Origin of the sequence: Streptomyces sp. NBC_00239 (assembly GCF_036194065.1) — a bacterium.
Taxonomy (GTDB): Bacteria; Actinomycetota; Actinomycetes; order Streptomycetales; family Streptomycetaceae; genus Streptomyces.
On sequence record NZ_CP108095.1, the window covers coordinates 4,725,136 to 4,740,982 of the forward strand.

The window sequence follows — 15,847 nt, forward strand, 5'->3', positions numbered from 1 at the left end:
CGACTCGGCGAACCGGGCGGATCCGGCGGCGGGCGCGCGATGCGGGAACGAGACGGTGGGCTGGTTGGACCGGCCGATCCAGGCGGTCCTGGCGGACCGGAGGGGACCGGTGGCGGGCGCGGGGTGCCGGCGCGGGAACGGGGAGATGGGCGGGGTGGATCGGGTGGATCGGGTGGTGCGGGCGGAGGTTCGGTGTCGGTGAGGGTGCGGCGGCGGTGAAGGCCGGGGCGGACCGGGCCGGGGGCCGGGACACCGCCGGGGAGGCGAAGGCGCCGGCCCGGCGGACCTCCGACGCGCCCGCGGCCCCGGCGGTACGGACCCGGGCGCTGGACGTACGAGCCGTCCAGCGCTTGCAGAGCCGCGCGGGCAACGCGGCGGTGGCCGCCCTGGTAGCCCGCCCAACCACCCCAGCGACGCGCGGAACTGCGCGACCGGCCGCGGACGGTCCGCAGCCGACCGTCCAGGCCACCCCCGACGGGGCGCACGCCGAGCGACGGGCCGAGTCCACTCCAGGGGCGCGGGGAACTGCGCGACCGGCCGCGGACGGTCCGCAGCCGACCGTCCAGGCCGCCACCGACCAGGCGCACGCCGAGCGACGGGTCGGCCCGCCCCAGGGGCGCGGGGAACTGCGCGACGGACCCGTCGCGCCGGAGCGGGGCGTGCCGGACGGCGGGGCCGCGCGGCGGATGCCCGTACAGCGGCTGGACGCCGGCACGCTGCCGGCCCCGCCGGCCGGGCTGACGCCAGCGACCGACCCGCGGTTCAGGAAGGTCGCGCAGGATCTGCGGGCCAAGAAGAACGCCCTCGCCAAGCACCCGAGCGCCCCCTCACAGGCGAAGGCCGCGCAAGCCGCGGCCAAGGCCCCCGGCGACGACAAGGAGGCGCAGGCCAAGGCCGCCCAGGCCGCGGAGATGGGCACGGCGCGCCCCGCCGCCTTCGACAAGGCGGCGTTCGTCGCGGCGGTGTCGGCGGCGATAGCCGCCAAGGCGCCGAAGACCCTCGACGAGGCGGACAAGTTCACCCAGTCGGGGAAGGCCGACGAGGTCAAGGGCGAGGTGTCCGGTCAGGTCAAGGCCGGCAAGGACGGCTCCGCCAAGGACGTCGCCGAGAAGACGGCGAAGGCTCCCGACGAGTCGAAGGCCGTGGAGAAGCCGGTCACCCCGCTGCCGGGCCAGCCCGCGCCGCCGGCCCTCGCCCCGCCCGACCCCAAGGCGGCGGCCGTCGCCAAGGCCCCGCCGGAGCAGACCGATCTGAGTACGGGTCCCAAGGAGACCGACGCCATGATGGCGGAGGCCAAGGTGACCCCGGAGCAACTGGCGCACTCCAACGAGCCGCAGTTCGCGCAGGCCCTGTCCGCGAAGAAGGAGTCCGACGCGCACGCGGCGGCCGCGCCGGCGCAGTTCCGGGCGGCCGAGGACGCCCGGGTGGCCGCCGAGCAGGGCGGCGCCGCCGCAGCGGGCCCCGCCGGCCTCCAGGCGATGACGGCGGCGCGGGCCGGCGCGGGCCGGCAGGTGGCGGCCGGCCAGGGCGCGGCCCAGTCCAAGGAGGAGCAGGAACGGGCCCGGGTCGCGGGGGAGATCAAGGGGATCTTCGACGCGGCGAAGAAGGACGTCGAGGGGATCCTCGGCGGGCTGGACGACGAGGTCGACAAGGCCTTCGACGCGGGCCAGAAGGCGGCCAAGGCGGCCTTCGACACCGACCACCAGACCAAGATGAAGGCCTGGAAGGACGAGCGGTACTCGGGCGTGACGGGGGCCGCCCGCTGGCTGGCGGACGCCGTCCTCGACCCGCCGCCGCGCGCCAACCAGATCTTCGCCGAGGCCCGCGTGGTCTACGAGCGCGAGATGAAGGCGTGCATCTCGAACATCGCCGACCTGATCGGCAAGCGGCTCGGCGACGCCACCGCCCGGATCGCGGACGCCAAGGCGAAGATCGCGGCGAAGGTCGCCGAACAGCCCGCGTCACTGCGGAGGTTCGCGCAGCAGGCGGCCGACGGGATCGGCGGCGAGTTCACGGCGCTTGAGTCCGCCGTCTCCGAGAAGTCGCAGGGCCTGGTGGACGGCCTCGCCGAGAAGTACGTGGCGGCGCGCAACGAACTCGACGACGAGATCAAGAAGCTCCAGGAGGAGAACAAGGGGCTGCTGGGCAAGGCCAAGGACGCCGTCGCCGGCACGATCGAGACCGTCCTGAAGCTGAAGGACATGCTGCTGGGGGTGCTGGCGCGGGCCGCCGGCGCCATCGACAAGATCATCGCGAATCCGATCGGCTTCCTCGGCAACCTCGTCAACGCCGTCAAGGGCGGCGTACTGGCCTTCGGCGCGCGGATCGGCGAACACCTCAAGAACGGCCTCAAGCAGTGGCTGTTCGGTCAGCTGTCGGCGGGCGGCATCGAGATCCCGGAGACCTTCGACGCCAAGGGCATCGTCAAACTGATCCTGTCGATCCTCGGCCTGACCTGGACGAACATCCGCGCCCGGGTGGTGGCCCGGATCGGCGAGCGGGCCATGAAGTCCCTGGAGAGCGGCTTCGAGATGGTCCAGGTGCTCGTCACCGAGGGCATCGGCGGACTGTGGAAGTGGATCGTCGAGAAGCTGTCCGACCTCAAGGACACCGTGATCGGCGCGATCAAGGACTTCGTGATCGAGAAGATCGTCACGGCCGGCATCACCTGGATCGTGTCCCTGCTCAACCCGGCCTCCGCCTTCGTACGGGCCTGCAAGGCGATCTACGACGTCGTGATGTTCTTCGTGAACCGGGCGGCACAGATCAAGAGCTTCGTCGACTCGGTCCTCGACTCCATCGAATCCATCGCGGGCGGCGGAGGCGGCGCCGTCACCGGCCTCATCGAGCAGAGCCTGGCCAAGGCGATCCCGGTCGTCCTCGACTTCCTCGCCAGCCTGCTCGGCCTCGGCGGCATCTCTGCGAAGATCAAGTCGATCCTGGAGAAGGTCCAGGCACCCGTCATGAAGGTCGTGGACTGGGTCATCGGCAAGATCGTGGGCGCCGGCCAGAAGGTCCTCTCCAAGCTGAAGGCGAAGGTCCGCGGCGGCGACGACTCCCCGGAGGGCAAGCAGGCCCGCCTCGACAAGGGCATGGCCGCCGCCCTGCGCGCGGTCAACGCCCTGCCCGGCAAGGGCGTCGCGCGGGCCGCCATCACCCCGGTCCTCGCCGCGATCCGGGTCCGGTACGGGATGACGAAGCTGGAGGCCGTGCCGGACGGCGACGTGTGGGCCATCGACGGCCAGGTCAACCCGGGCGTGCGGAAGAAGAGCAACAAGGGCACCAAGAGCAACGCCGCCACCGTCGACGCCGCCGCGAAGGACGTGCGTACGCAGGGGGCCACGGCCCCGTCGGTCGGCGACCTGAAGGGCATGATGCCGGCCATCAAGCAGGCGCACGGGCTGGACACGGTCGTGGTCCAGCGGGAGGGCGAGAAGCGGTGGGTCGAGCTCAAGCTCGGCACCAGTGTGAAGAACCTCGACTTCCGGTGCGTGCTCAGCACCGCCGGGCCCGGCCAGGCGAGCGCCGACGCGGCGGGCCTGCGCCGCACCAAGGACAAGGGCGACGCGAAGGCCATGGTCAACGCCCGGGCCAGGATCAAGTTCCAGAACGCCTTCGTCCACAACCGCGACTCGCACCAGGACGCCACGCTCGGCATCGACGCGGCGCAGCACAAGGGCACGTCGTTCCGGGTCGGACGGGGGGACGCCCAGGAAGGCTCGGTCGCCCGCGGCGAAGTCGGCTCGGGGGCGGGCGGGTTCGACAAGAAGGAAGTGATGATCAGGTCCTGGAACATCGGCAAGGGCGACAACGCCAACGACCACGCCACGCACGCGGAACGGCAGATCACCAACTGGCTCGCGACGGTGACCGGCGGCACCAACGGGGCCGTCATGACCGAGATCTACCTCAAGGTCACCGGCACCTTCGAGCCGTGCAAGGGCTGCTCCGGATCGATGAAGGGCATGCTGACGGCCGCCCGGGAGAACGGCCGCACGGTGCGCGCGGTCCTCGACTTCAGCGAGGTCAGGCGGCTCTACCGGGAGGAGGAGGTGGGCCACATGCTCGGCTGGAAGGACGGCGAGGCGGGCCGGCGCGACCGCGCGGACGCGCACGGCGCGTGGGACGAGGTCATCACGGCGGCCCCCGCCGGCATCAAGGACAAGACCCCGGTCAGCATCCGCTTCACCAACTGACGCGTGTGTGGCGGCCGGGAGCCGCAGGGGCGCCCCGGGCGCGGGGCGAGCCTTCCAGGGTAGGGCTCCGGCGGCGGGGTGCGGGCGTGTTTCGCCGGGACGGGGGAAACGTTCCGGCAAACGGTGGGTACGGTGGGCGAGGCCCGGTCGCCCGACAGGGACACGCCCACCGCCCAAGGAGACGCCGACCGTGCCCAGCTGGCGCGCCACCCTCACCGCCGCCGAGATCACCGAATCCGACGTACGGGAGGACTACACGGCAGCCGCCCGCCGGGTCCTGCGCCGCGAACAGGCCCCTTACCTGGCCCTGCGGCTGCTGGCCGCCCCGCCGTTGGTCCCGTACCTCACGGCCGGGCTCGCCTTCATGAACCTCGTCGACGACACCGCGGAGGGCCCGGACCCACAGATCGGCCTGAAGCTGCTCACCGAACGCGTCGGCGACGCGCTGGAGTCCGGCGACAGCGAGGACCCGGTGCTGCGGGCGTACGCGCACGCGGTCGCCGCGCGCGGGCTGCCCGAACACTGGGTGTACGACTTCCTGGCGGGGGCGGCGAGCGCGGAGGCGGAATTCGACGGGTTCGCCGCCGAGGCGGACTTCCAGGACTACCTCGACGCGTACGCCTGGCCCGGCATCGTCGTCTTCACCGGCCTGCAGTACCGGGGCGGGCCGGACGAGGAGCAGGCGGCGGGCTGGCGCCGGTTCGTGGACGCGGCCCAGCGCGTCGACTTCCTCGCCGACCTGGCGGGCGACCTCGCCGGCGGTCGGCTGTGCATCCCCCGCGACCGGCTCGCCGAGCACGGCGTGACCCGCGAGGACCTCGAACAGGCGCGGGACACCGAAGGCGTACGTGCCCTCCTGGCGGCGGAGTGCGGACTGGCGCGCGAGGCGCTCGACGCGTCCGCGGGGATCGTGGACCTGGCGGATCCGGGGCTGCGGGCGGTCGGGCGCACGATGCGGGAACTCATGGCGCACCAGCTCACGCAGGTCGAGGACGCCGGGGTGCGGGCGTTGCGACGCGACATCGGCTACGGCCTCCTGGCCCCCCTCCGCATCCTCACCCAAGCCCGCCGCCCCACCCCAACCCCCACCACATGACCCCGCCGGCCCCGACCCCGGCGGGCCGACCCCGCGTGCTTCCAGCCCTGCCCGGCTGACCCCGCCCGTTCCCGGCCCCGACCGGCTGACCGGGCGTGCTTCCAGCCCCGGCCGGCTGACCCCGCCCGCTCCCAGCCTCCGGCTGACTTTGGCGCACCCTTCTGCCTTGTCGGCGCCCTGGGGTGCAACCTCCAGCCTCGCCGGCGTTTGAGGCGGTCCTGGGCGGAGACCGGCCGGCCTCGCCAGCGCCCTGGGGTGCAACACCTCAGCCTCGCCGGCGTTTGAGGCGCGGGGTTTGGGGCGGAGCCCCAAGAACAACCCGGCTGACGCCGGGCACCGGGCTCCGCCCGGACCCGCTCCTCAAGCGCCGGAGGGGCTGGGGGGTGCGACGGGGTTGCCGGGCTCCGCCCGGGCCCGCTCCTCAAGCGCCGGAGGGGCTGGAGGGTGCGACGGGGTTGCCGGGCTCCGCCCGGACCCGCTCCTCAAGCGCCGGAGGGGCTGGGGGGTGCGACGGGGTTGCCGGGCTCTGCCCGGACCCGCGCCTCAAACGCCGGCGAGGCTGGCAGTTCGGGCAGCCGGCAGGGCTGGGAGTCCCTCGGGCAGCGGGCGAGGCCGGGGGTCGCCCGCGGGCGGTCAGGGGCGGGGTTCGCCGTGCCAGCGCCAGCGGGTGGGGCGGGGGAGGGCCGGGAGGTCGGTGCGGCCCGTGCACCAGAGGAGCGCGGTCCACGCCGGAACGCCGGCCGGCGCGTCCGGGAAGAGCCGGGCCAGCGCACGGCCGCAGACGTCCTCCGGCGGAGCCCAGGGCAGGCCCAGCCCCCGCGTCAGGTCGTACGTGTGGACCAGCGTCTCGACCACGCCCATCGCCGCGAACCCGGCCGGGTCGGACGCCCCGAAGACGTGGTGCGCGCGGACCTCCGGCCCCTTCGTACGGACCATCGCCGAGAGCAGCGCGCCGCAGGACTCCAGCACCTGGAGCAGTCCGGCCACGCCCGCCGCGCGTTCGGCGTGGATCGTGTTGCGGGGGCCGCCGGGGCGGCGGGCCGCGTATACGAAGGGGACCTCGCGGTCCGTCGGCGGTGCGGCGGGCCCGAGTTGCGCGGCGTACGCGAAGAGGTCGTCGGCGAGGTGCTCGACCGTCTCCCAGCAGTCCCACTCCAGCGTGCCGGCCCGCCCGTCCCACGCGTCGGCCGGCGCCCCGCCGAGCACGTCCAGGGCCAGCCGTACGGACCGGTCGAGATCGTCCGCGGCCGTCATCTGCGCGGTGGTGTCGTTCGTCGTCATCATCGGGACGTTAGCGCGGGTGATGCCCGAAGGGGCAGGCCGGGTTTCCCTCCGGGCCGTACGAGAGGTCATGACCTTGAGGCGGGCGCGGCCCGAGGCTGGGGGCGACCGTCACGTCCCAGGGGAGGGCCAGGATGCCTCAGTACCTGTCACCAGGCGTCTACGTCGAAGAGGTCGAAGCCGGCTCACGCCCGATCGAAGGGGTGGGGACGGCGGTGGCCGCCTTCGTCGGGCTGGCGGCGGAGGGGCCCTGCAACGCGCCGACCCTGGTGACGAACTGGAGCCAGTTCACGAGCACGTTCGGCGACTTCACCGAGGGCTCGTACCTCGCGCACGCGGTCTACGCGTACTTCCTCAACGGCGGCGGCACCTGCTACGTGGTCAGGGTGGGCGGCGACACCGGCGACACGGCCGGGGAAGGCGCCCCCGCGGAACCGCGCCCGGCCGCCGGCGGGAAGCGCGGCGGCGGCCGGGCGGCCCTGCCCGCGGGCCCCCGCACCACCCTCGGCGGCTTCCAGGTCGCGGCCCTGGAGGGCACCGGCGAGGGCCTGAGCGTGGAGGTCTCCGACGCGCCCGGCGACTCCCCGGCCGAGGACGCCTTCACCCTGAGCGTCAAGCGCGGCGACCGTACGGAGGAGACCTGGGAGGTCTCGGCCAAGCGCAGCCAGCGCACGTACGCGGTGACGGTGGTCCGGGACCGCTCCCGGCTGATCACCCTGGAGGACGCGGGCCCCGCCCAGCCGATGGCCCGTCCCGAGAACCAGACCGTCGCGCTCGCCCCCGCGCCCGTCCCCGCGGCGCCCGTCCCGGTGACCGTCGGCGCGCAGGACTACGTCGGCAGCGCGGACGACCGGACCGGCTTCGCCGGCCTGGAGACCGTGGACGAGATCACGATGCTGGCCGTCCCGGACCTGATGAGCGCGTACGAGCAGGGCGCGCTGGACGCGGAGGGCGTCAAGGCCGTCCAGCTCGCGATGATCGCCCACTGCGAGCTGATGGGGAACCGGGTCGCGATCATCGACCCGCTGCCCGGCCTGTCCCCGCAGCGGGTGAAGGAATGGCGGATGACGGGCGCCGGCTACGACTCCAAGTACGCGGCGCTGTACTACCCCTGGGTGAAGGTGGCCGATCCCGCGGTGCCGAACCAGATGCGGTTCGTGCCGCCGAGCGGCGCGATGGCCGGCGTGTGGGCGCGCAACGACGAGACCCGCGGCGTGCACAAGGCGCCCGCGAACGAGGTCGTCCGCGGGGCGGTGGACCTGGCCGTCCACCTGACCAAGGGCGAGCAGGACCTCCTCAACCCGATCGGCGTCAACTGCATCCGCACCTTCCCCGGCCGCGGCATCCGCGTGTGGGGCGCGCGCACCCTGTCCTCGGACCCGTCCTGGCGCTACCTCAACGTGCGGCGGCTCTTCAACTACATCGAGGACTCCATCCTCATCGGCACCCAGTGGGTGGTCTTCGAGCCGAACGACGACGCGCTGTGGGCCCGGATCCGGCGCACCATCTCGGCGTTCCTGGTCAACGAGTGGCGCAAGGGCGCGCTGTTCGGCCTGACCCCGGACGAGGCCTTCTACGTGAAGTGCGACCGCGAGACGAATCCCGCCGAGGGCATCGACGCCGGCCAGGTGATCTGCGAGATCGGCATCGCACCGGTCAAGCCAGCCGAGTTCGTGATCTTCCGGCTCGCCCAGTTCTCGGGCGGCACGAGTCTCGTCAACGAGTAGCGCGCGGTACGTGGAGACGAGCGCGTACGCGGACACCAGGGGGTTTTGACGCATGGCACTTCCCGACATGGACACCTCGGTCGGCCACTCCTTCGGGCTGGAGATCGACGGCGTGATCATCAAGCAGATCAACGAGGTGTCGGGCCTGAAGATGGAACAGGACGTCATCGAGCTGAAGCAGAACACGGCCGACGGCAAGTACGTCGTCAAGAAGCTGCCGGGTCGGGCGAAGGCGGGCGAGGTCACGCTGACCCGCGGCCTGACCGCCGACCAGAGCTTCGAGAAATGGATCAAGGACGCGCGCTTCGGGAAGATGGCCTCGGCCCGCAAGGGCGGCGCGATCATCGTCTTCGACTACGAGGGCGTCGCGATCAAGCGGTACACGCTGGTCAACGCGTGGCCCAAGAGCCTGGAGATCAGCTCGCTGAAGGCGGGCGACACGAGCGTCCTGACCGAGAAGCTCGTCATCACGTACGAGCAGATGGACGTGGCGTGACCGGAACGAACGGCTGGGTCATCTGATGCGCAGACAGCATGCGGCCGGTCGGGACGCGGCGGGGCAGGACGCGTTGGCGGGGCAGGAGACGGCGGGGCGGCCCCCGCAGGCGCCGTCGTCGTCACACTCGCCGGCGAACGATCCGTGGGCGGGCCGGGACGGCCACGAGGGCTCGATGCGGACGGAGTTCGCCTTCGAACTGCCGCGCGGGTACGTGGACGGGGCCGGCCGGGTGCACCGGACGGGCGTGATGCGGCTGGCGACGGCCCGCGACGAACTCGTCCCGCTGCGGGACGACCGCGTACGCGAGAACCCGGCCTACCTGTCGGTGGTGCTGCTGGGGCGGGTGGTGGAACGGATCGGGTCCGTGACGGACGTGCACGCGGGCGTCATCGAGGACCTGTTCGCGTCCGACCTGGCCTTCCTCCAGGACTTCTACCGGCGGATCAACGCCGAGGGCCACACCCGCGCGCAGGTCACCTGCCCGTCGTGCGCCACGCCGTTCGCGGTGGACCTGGCGGGTGGTGGCCGCCTGGGGGAATCGTGACGTACGCGACCGACGACCTGTACGGCGAAGTCGCGTACATCGCCTACCACTTCCACTGGCCGATGGATTCGATCCTGGACCTGGAACACGGGGAACGACGCCGGTACGTCGAGCAGATCGCCCGGCTGAACCGGGCCGCCGCGGGCGGCGGGGGGCGGTGAGGGCGGGTGTTCGACGGGCTGCGGGACTGGCTCCGCGGGCGGGGGCCGGCGGGTGAGGGCGCGGGGGCCGTGGGCGGGGCGGCCGGTGCGCTCGACGGGAGCGGTACGGCTGGCGCGCCGGGCGCGCCCGGCGCGCCTGGCTCGAGCGGCCCGTCCCGTGACGTTGCTGTCGCCTCCGGGCCGCGGCGGCCGGAGTGGGCCGACCTGCCGGTGCAGCGGCTGACCATCGGGCCACCGGGACTCGTCTCCTCCTCGAAGGCGTTCGAGAGCGCGCTGGTCTCCTGGCAGGACCCGTCGCTGTCCCGCCCCCTGGGCCACGCGGTCGCCGCGCAGGCGCCGGCGGGAGTCGTACACGGCGTACTGGTCCCGACCGCCCAGCCGGAGCCGAGCGCGTCCGTACAGCGGTCGACGTCCCCCTTGCCGGACCCGAGCGCGTCCGTACAGCGGTCCGCGCCCCCCTTGCCGGAGCCGATGGCCGGGGCGCAACCGCCGGCCTCGCCTGTGCCCGGGGCGGAGCCCACCGCAGCCTTGTCGGCGCTGCGTGCGGGAGATCCGGCCTCGCCTGGGGGTACCCCCGGACGGAGTCTGGGGGAGTTTGAGGCGCGGGGTTCGGGGCGGAGCCCTGAGCAACCCGGCTCCGCCGGGCGCCGGGCTCTGCCCGGACCCGCGCCTCAATCGCCGGCGGGGCTGGGAGTCGCGCCCCAGGGCACCGGCGGGCTGCCGCCGGATGCGGTCGCGCAGCGACAGTCGGTCCCGGATGCCGGGTCGCCGCCCGCGCCGGGGCCGTTCGTTCCGGCGGGGACGGAGCCGGCCGCCGGGCCCGAGGGGGGTCCGGCCGAGCCGGGCCGGGCGGCGCCCGCCCCGCACGACCCCGCGTCGCCGCCCACTGCGGGCGAGCCCTTGCCGGTCCCGGACCGGCTCGCGCCGTCGCCCGTACCGGACGAGTCCGTGTCGCCGTCGGGGCCCGGACGGCCGTTCCCCGGGGTGGTCCCGGAGCCCCCGGAACCTCCGGCACCGGCGGACATGCCGCCCATCAACCTGCAACGCCACACACCCACACCCCCGCCCGGATCCCCGCCCCTGCCCGGGTCCCCGTCGGACCTGTCGCCGAGCCCGACGACTCCAGCCTCGCCTGTGCCCGGGGCGCTACCCCCTGCGTTGTCGGTGCTGCGTGCGACGACTCCGGCCTCGCCTGTGCCCGGGGCGGAGCCCACCGCAGCCTTGTCGGCGCTGCGCGCGGAAAATCCAGCCTCGCCTGGGGGTACCCCCGGACGGAGTCTGGGGGAGTTTGAGGCGCGGGGTTCGGGGCGGAGCCCTGAGCAACCCGGCTCCGCCGGGCACCGGGCTCCGCCCGGACCCGCGCCTCAAACGCCGGCGGGGCTTGATACGGGGCTGGAGGTGACTGGAGCGGTAGCTCAAGCGGTGGGGGTGGAGGGGGTCGCCCCTGGCGGGTTGGCGGTTGCGCGGGTGGCGCAGGCGGGCGTGCCTGCGGTGGCCATGCCCGTGGTGCAGCGGGCCGGTGTCGGAGCAGCCGGTGAGGGGCCCGCGGGGTCGGCCGCGCACGCGGTGGTGCCGTCGGCACCCGGCCACGCCCTGACCGCGGCCCGGACCGTGGACCTGCCCCCCTTCCGGACCCTGTCACCGACGGAGCCCACGCCCCGGCCCCCGGAGCCGCAACCCGCCGAAGTGCCGGACGTACGCCCACTGGTGGGTTCGGAACCGCTCCTTCCCCCACCGGCTCCCGAAGAGTGGACGCCCGGCGGGCCGCCGCCCGCGCAACCCCCGGTGCCCGTGCAACGGACGGTCCCCCGGCCTGCGGACGGGTCCTTGGCGGGGGAGGATCCGCCGGCTCCCGGGCCGCCGAAGCCGCGCCGGGCCGGACTGGGCGCGCCCCTGCCCGCACTGCCCCCGGCGCGCCCGGCCGGGATCCCCGCCACCCCGGTGCAACGGCAGACGCGGCCGGTCGGGCTGGGGGCACCCCTGCCTGCCGTGCCGGTGACGCCCCCCGCCGTATCCGTATCCGTACCCGTACCCGCACCCGTACGGGTTCCCGAGCCCGCCGCCGCGCCGCGACCCGCCCCGGATCCCGGCCCCGCACCCGCGGTGCCGGTCCCGATGTTCGACGCGCCCGACGTCGTGGTGCAGCGGGCCGTCGGGGTGGTCCCGTACTTCGACCTGCCCGCGGACGGAGACCAGCCGGTGGCCGGGCTGGTCGGGGAGCGGCCGCTGGAACTGAGCGCCGTACCGGAACGGGCCGCGGCCGACGGCGCCCACGGCCCCGGGCTGCCGGGCGCGCTCCCCGAGGCCCTGCCCCCGGCCGCCGTACCGGTGACCTGGGTGCCGGCCCGCCCGCCCGGGGCCTTCGTACAGCGGTCGCCGGGGCCGCCGGGAGGGGCCGGGGCCCCGGGCGTTCCGGGACTCCCGGAGGCCCGGCCACCCGCCACCGCCCCCTCCCCGGCCGTCCAGCGGGACGTACGGGAACTCCCGCCCGGGAGCGGGGGAGGGAGCGGGGGCGGGTCCGAGGCGCCCTGGCGGCCGAGGTCCGCGTCGGCAACCGCAACCGCAACGGCGACCGCAACCTCACCCCCGGCCGCACCCACCGCCGCGACCATGCCCATGGCGTTCGTACAGCGCGCCCCGGAGTCCGCCGGGCCGGCGGGACCGGCCCCCGCCGCCGGCAGCACGTCCGTGGTCGTCCCGGTGGAGTGGACGCCGGCCGTACAGCGGGCTCCCGACCCGCCGGACCCTCCGGACCCCCCGGACGGGACGCGCGTCCCGGCGCAGACGGCCGCGCCCCCGTCCGCGGCCCCGGCCCCCGGACCGGCCGCCGCCCCCGCCGAGTCGACCGACGAACTCGTGCGCCGGCTGGCCGGTCCGCTCAGCCGGTTGCTACGGGCCGAGCTGCGCCTCGACCGCGAGCGCGCCGGAGTCCGCCTGGACCCCCGCCACTGAACCCCGTACAACCCGCACACCGGCCAGCCCGCAGCCGCCAAGGACCCGTAGACCCCGTACAACCCGCAGACACCGCCAGCCCGCAGCCGCCTGAGACCCGTACAACCCGCAGACCCCGCCGGCCCGCAGCCGCCTAAGACCCGTACAACCCGTAGCCCCAGCAAGTCCTCGTCCAGCCCGTCCAGCCCGCAGGCCCCGTAACCCAGCCAGCCCGTACAGCCGTACACCCCGTACAACCCGCACACCCACCCCGCCTCCCCGAAGGGACACCGCATGGCTCAGTCGCAGCAGCAGTCGGACCCCGCCGTCAGCGTGTGCTTCATGGTCGAGATCGACGACATCAGCCTCGGGGCGTTCAACAGTTGTGAGGGGCTGGGCTGTGAGGTGGTTATGGAGCAGCGGGAGGAGGGCGGGAACAACGGGTACGTGTGGCAGTTGCCGTCCCGGATCAAGTACTCCAACATCAAGCTGGCGCGGCCCGTCACCAAGGACACGGAGAAGGTCACCGCCTGGCTCTCAGGGATGATCAACGGGGTCCCCCGCAAGACCGCCCACATCAGCGCGATGACCGTGGACGGCACGGTCGTGGCCCGGTGGAGCCTCATGGACGTGGTGCCGGTGCGCTGGACCGGGCCCTCGCTCTCCCCCGAGACGGTCAAGGTGGCGACCGAGACGCTGGAGATCGCCCACCACGGCTTCCTGCACGGCGGGAGCTGAGCGCCGCCGTGGCCGGACAGCCCGTCGCCTTCATCGCGTCCGCCCCGCCGGCCGCCGCCCCCGGAAGTTCCGGGGCGGGCGCCGCCAAGGGGTCCCGGCCCAAGCTGGAGCGGGCCTACCTGGAGCTGCGCCAGCCGCCCGCCGACGGCGGTACGACCACGCCCGGCCCGCGGATGGGGCAGATCGACTTCCAGTTCAACCCGAAGGAGCTGACGCTCGCCAAGACCGCCAAGTGGGAGCGGAAGACGGCGAAGGGGGCGAAGAAGGCCGGGCCCGCCGAGTTCAAGGGCGCCGGCCCGTCCAAACTGACCCTGGAGATGTTCTTCGACGCCTCCGCCAAGCACGACGACGCCGTGGTGCAGGCCGTGGAGTCGCTGCTCGCCTGCTGCGTGCCCACCGACCAGACCCACCAGCGGCAGCAGGGCGTACCGCCGTGGGTGATCTTCCACTGGGGCGGGCTCACCGGATTCGTCGGCTACGTCAGCCAAGTGCAGGCGAAATACACGCTGTTCACGCCCGGCGGGCTGCCCATCCGGGCGACCTGCCAGGTCACTCTGGAGGAGATCAGCGGCCCGGTCCCAGGCCAGAACCCGACCTCCGGCGCGCTCGCCGCACGCCGCGTCCACCGGGTCGTCACCGGCGACACCCTCGCCCTGCTGGCCTGGCGGGAGTACGGCGACCCGGCCGCCTGGCGCGACATCGCCCGCGCCAACGGCATCGACGACCCGATGCGGCTGCCCCCGGGCACCGAACTGCTGCTGCCCGCCGCCGAGGAACTGGGAGACGGCCATGGCCGGTGAGAGCTTCGCGAACAGCCTGGCCGTCGAGGTCCGCGGGCAGGCCCTGCCCGCGCCCCTGGCCGAGCTGCTGGTCTCCGCGTACGTCGACGACAGCACCCAGTTGCCCGACCTGTTCGTCCTGCGCTTCCGCGACCCGCACCACCAGGTGCTGGACCGGGCGGGAATCACCATCGGTACCCCGGTGAAGCTGTTCGCGCGGGCCGGGGACAGCCCCCGGCGCGAGCTGCTGGTGTCGGGCGAGGTCACCGCCGTGGAGATCGACCTCGACACGACGGGCACCTTCACCGTGGTCCGCGGGCTCGACCACGCGCACCGCTTCTTCCGCGGCCGCCGGGTCGCCGGCTACCGCCAGATGACCGCCTCCGACATCGCCGTCAAGGTCGCCCAGCGGGCCGGCCTGCCCGTCGGCACCGTCGACGCCACCACCACCGTGTACGGGCACCTGGCGCAGCCCGGCATCACCGACTGGGAGTTCCTGCACCGGCTCGCCGACCTCGCGGGCGCCGAAGTGGCCGTGCTCGACGGGAAGTTCGTTTTCCGCAAGCCCGCCCGCGCGGAGGGCGCGCCGGCCCCGTCGACGCGGCCGCAGGCCAGCCCGTACGTGCTCGAATTCGGCCGGAACCTGCTGCGCTGCCAGGCCGCCGTGACGGCCGCCGACCAGGTGCAGCAGGTGGAGGTGCGGGGCTGGGACGTGCAGGCGAAGGCGGCGGTCGTGGGGCGGGCCCCGGCGGACCGCAGCGAGCGGCTGCGGCTCGGGATCACGCCCGGGCAGGCCGCCGAACCTTTCGGGAAGGCCGTCTTCCTCGCCACCGACACCCCGTACGGGACGCAGGCCGAAGCCGACCAGGCGGCGAAGGCGCTCGCCGCGGACCTCGCCGGGTCCTTCGCCGAACTCGACGCGGTCGCCATGGGCATCCCGCAGCTGCGCGCCGGCACGGCGGTCACCCTCGCCAACGTCGGCCAGCCCTTCGAGGGCAAGTACACGGTGTCCGCGAGCCGTCACGTCTTCGACCCGGACACCGGCTACCAGACCTGGCTGACCGTCGGCGGGCGCTCCAACCGCTCCCTGTACGGGCTCGCCTCCGGCGGCGCGGGCGCGGGCGGAGGCGGCGGCGGGGGCGGCGCCCAGGACCGGATCGGCGGGCTCGTCAACGCGACCGTCACCGACACCCGCGACCCGGAGGACCGCGGCCGGGTGAAGCTGGCGTTCCCGTGGCTGGACGCCGACTACGTCAGCGACTGGGCGCGGACCGTGCAGGCGGGCGGCAAGGGTGGCGGCGGGGTGTTCGGGCCGGAGGTCGGCGACGAGGTGCTCGTCGGCTTCGAGCAGGGCCGGGTGGACCGCCCGTACGTGCTGGGCGGGCTCTACAACGGGCAGGACAAGCCGTCCGGGCACGAGGGCCCGCTCGTCGACTCGACGAGCGGCGCCACCAACCGTCGTTCCCTGGTGACCCGTTCGGGCAACCGGCTGGAACTCCTCGACGCGCGCGGCGGCCCGCAGGGCGTCCGGCTGGCCACCGGCGACGGGAAGCTCACCCTGCACCTCGACCGGCAGGCCACCAGCATCACCGTGCACAGCGACGGCGCCGTGGAGATCACCGCCAAGGAGCAGGTCACCGTCAAGGCCGACCGCGGGATCAGCTTGGATGCGGGCACCGGAAAGCTGGCGCTGACCGGGCAGTCCGTGCAGGTCAAGGCGCAGGCCGGCGTCGACGTGGACGGCGGCGCGGGCGCGATCGGCCTCAAGACGAACGGCGCCGTGGACGTCAAGGGCACCACCGTCGGCGTCAACGGCCAGGCCAGCACCGAGATCAAGGGCGGGGCCAGCTGCTCGATCAGCGCCGCGCTCGTCCGCATCAACTGACCTGTCCAGG

At 74.2% G+C, this 15,847-nt stretch carries 11 protein-coding genes; 10 read left to right on the forward strand and 1 reads right to left on the reverse strand.

All coding sequences use genetic code 11. The features are described from left to right. The first annotated feature begins 215 nt into the window (after positions 1-215). Both OG764_RS20900 and OG764_RS20905 read left to right on the forward strand, forming a co-directional pair. Positions 216-4,196, forward strand: a complete 3,981-nt coding sequence (locus OG764_RS20900; protein WP_328969939.1) for an HPC2 multi-domain protein — start codon at positions 216-218, stop codon at positions 4,194-4,196. A gap of 190 nt (positions 4,197-4,386) precedes the next feature. Then, positions 4,387-5,292: a squalene/phytoene synthase family protein gene (locus OG764_RS20905; RefSeq protein WP_328969940.1), complete on the forward strand. Its 906-nt coding sequence runs from the start codon at positions 4,387-4,389 to the stop codon at positions 5,290-5,292. Between the two features lie 633 nt (positions 5,293-5,925). Here OG764_RS20905 and OG764_RS20910 read toward each other — a convergent pair. After that, on the reverse strand, positions 5,926-6,573 hold the full coding sequence (locus OG764_RS20910) for a maleylpyruvate isomerase N-terminal domain-containing protein (RefSeq protein ID WP_328969941.1): 648 nt from the start codon (positions 6,571-6,573) through the stop codon (positions 5,926-5,928). 134 nt (positions 6,574-6,707) lie between these two features. Here OG764_RS20910 and OG764_RS20915 point away from each other — a divergent pair, with 134 nt between their 5' ends. The 8 genes from OG764_RS20915 to OG764_RS20950 all read left to right on the forward strand — a co-directional run bounded on the left by OG764_RS20915 (position 6,708) and on the right by OG764_RS20950 (position 15,837). Further along, complete coding sequence (locus OG764_RS20915) at positions 6,708-8,300, forward strand: phage tail sheath family protein (protein ID WP_328969942.1); 1,593 nt, start codon at positions 6,708-6,710, stop codon at positions 8,298-8,300. Between the two features lie 52 nt (positions 8,301-8,352). After that, positions 8,353-8,796, forward strand: coding sequence for a phage tail protein (locus OG764_RS20920; RefSeq protein WP_328969943.1), 444 nt, complete (start codon positions 8,353-8,355; stop codon positions 8,794-8,796). A 25-nt stretch (positions 8,797-8,821) separates the two neighbouring features. Then, the gene (locus OG764_RS20925) at positions 8,822-9,343 is read left to right on the forward strand and encodes a hypothetical protein (RefSeq protein WP_328969944.1); all 522 of its coding nucleotides are present in this window, start codon (positions 8,822-8,824) and stop codon (positions 9,341-9,343) included. Then, positions 9,340-9,504: a DUF6760 family protein gene (locus tag OG764_RS20930; RefSeq protein WP_328969945.1), complete on the forward strand. Its 165-nt coding sequence runs from the start codon at positions 9,340-9,342 to the stop codon at positions 9,502-9,504. Before OG764_RS20925 ends, OG764_RS20930 begins: the two co-directional genes overlap by 4 nt. Before the next feature lie 1,989 nt (positions 9,505-11,493). After that, positions 11,494-12,456 (forward strand): hypothetical protein, encoded by a 963-nt coding sequence (locus tag OG764_RS20935; protein WP_328969946.1) that lies wholly within the window; start codon positions 11,494-11,496, stop codon positions 12,454-12,456. A gap of 273 nt (positions 12,457-12,729) precedes the next feature. After that, positions 12,730-13,173, forward strand: coding sequence for a phage tail protein (locus tag OG764_RS20940; protein ID WP_328969947.1), 444 nt, complete (start codon positions 12,730-12,732; stop codon positions 13,171-13,173). Between the two features lie 8 nt (positions 13,174-13,181). Further along, entirely contained in the window at positions 13,182-13,973 is a 792-nt protein-coding gene (locus tag OG764_RS20945; RefSeq protein ID WP_443056001.1) for a CIS tube protein, read from the forward strand. Next, entirely contained in the window at positions 13,963-15,837 is a 1,875-nt protein-coding gene (locus OG764_RS20950) for a VgrG-related protein (RefSeq protein ID WP_328969948.1), read from the forward strand. The genes OG764_RS20945 and OG764_RS20950 overlap by 11 nt, the downstream gene beginning before the upstream one ends. The last annotated feature ends 10 nt before the right edge of the window (positions 15,838-15,847 follow it).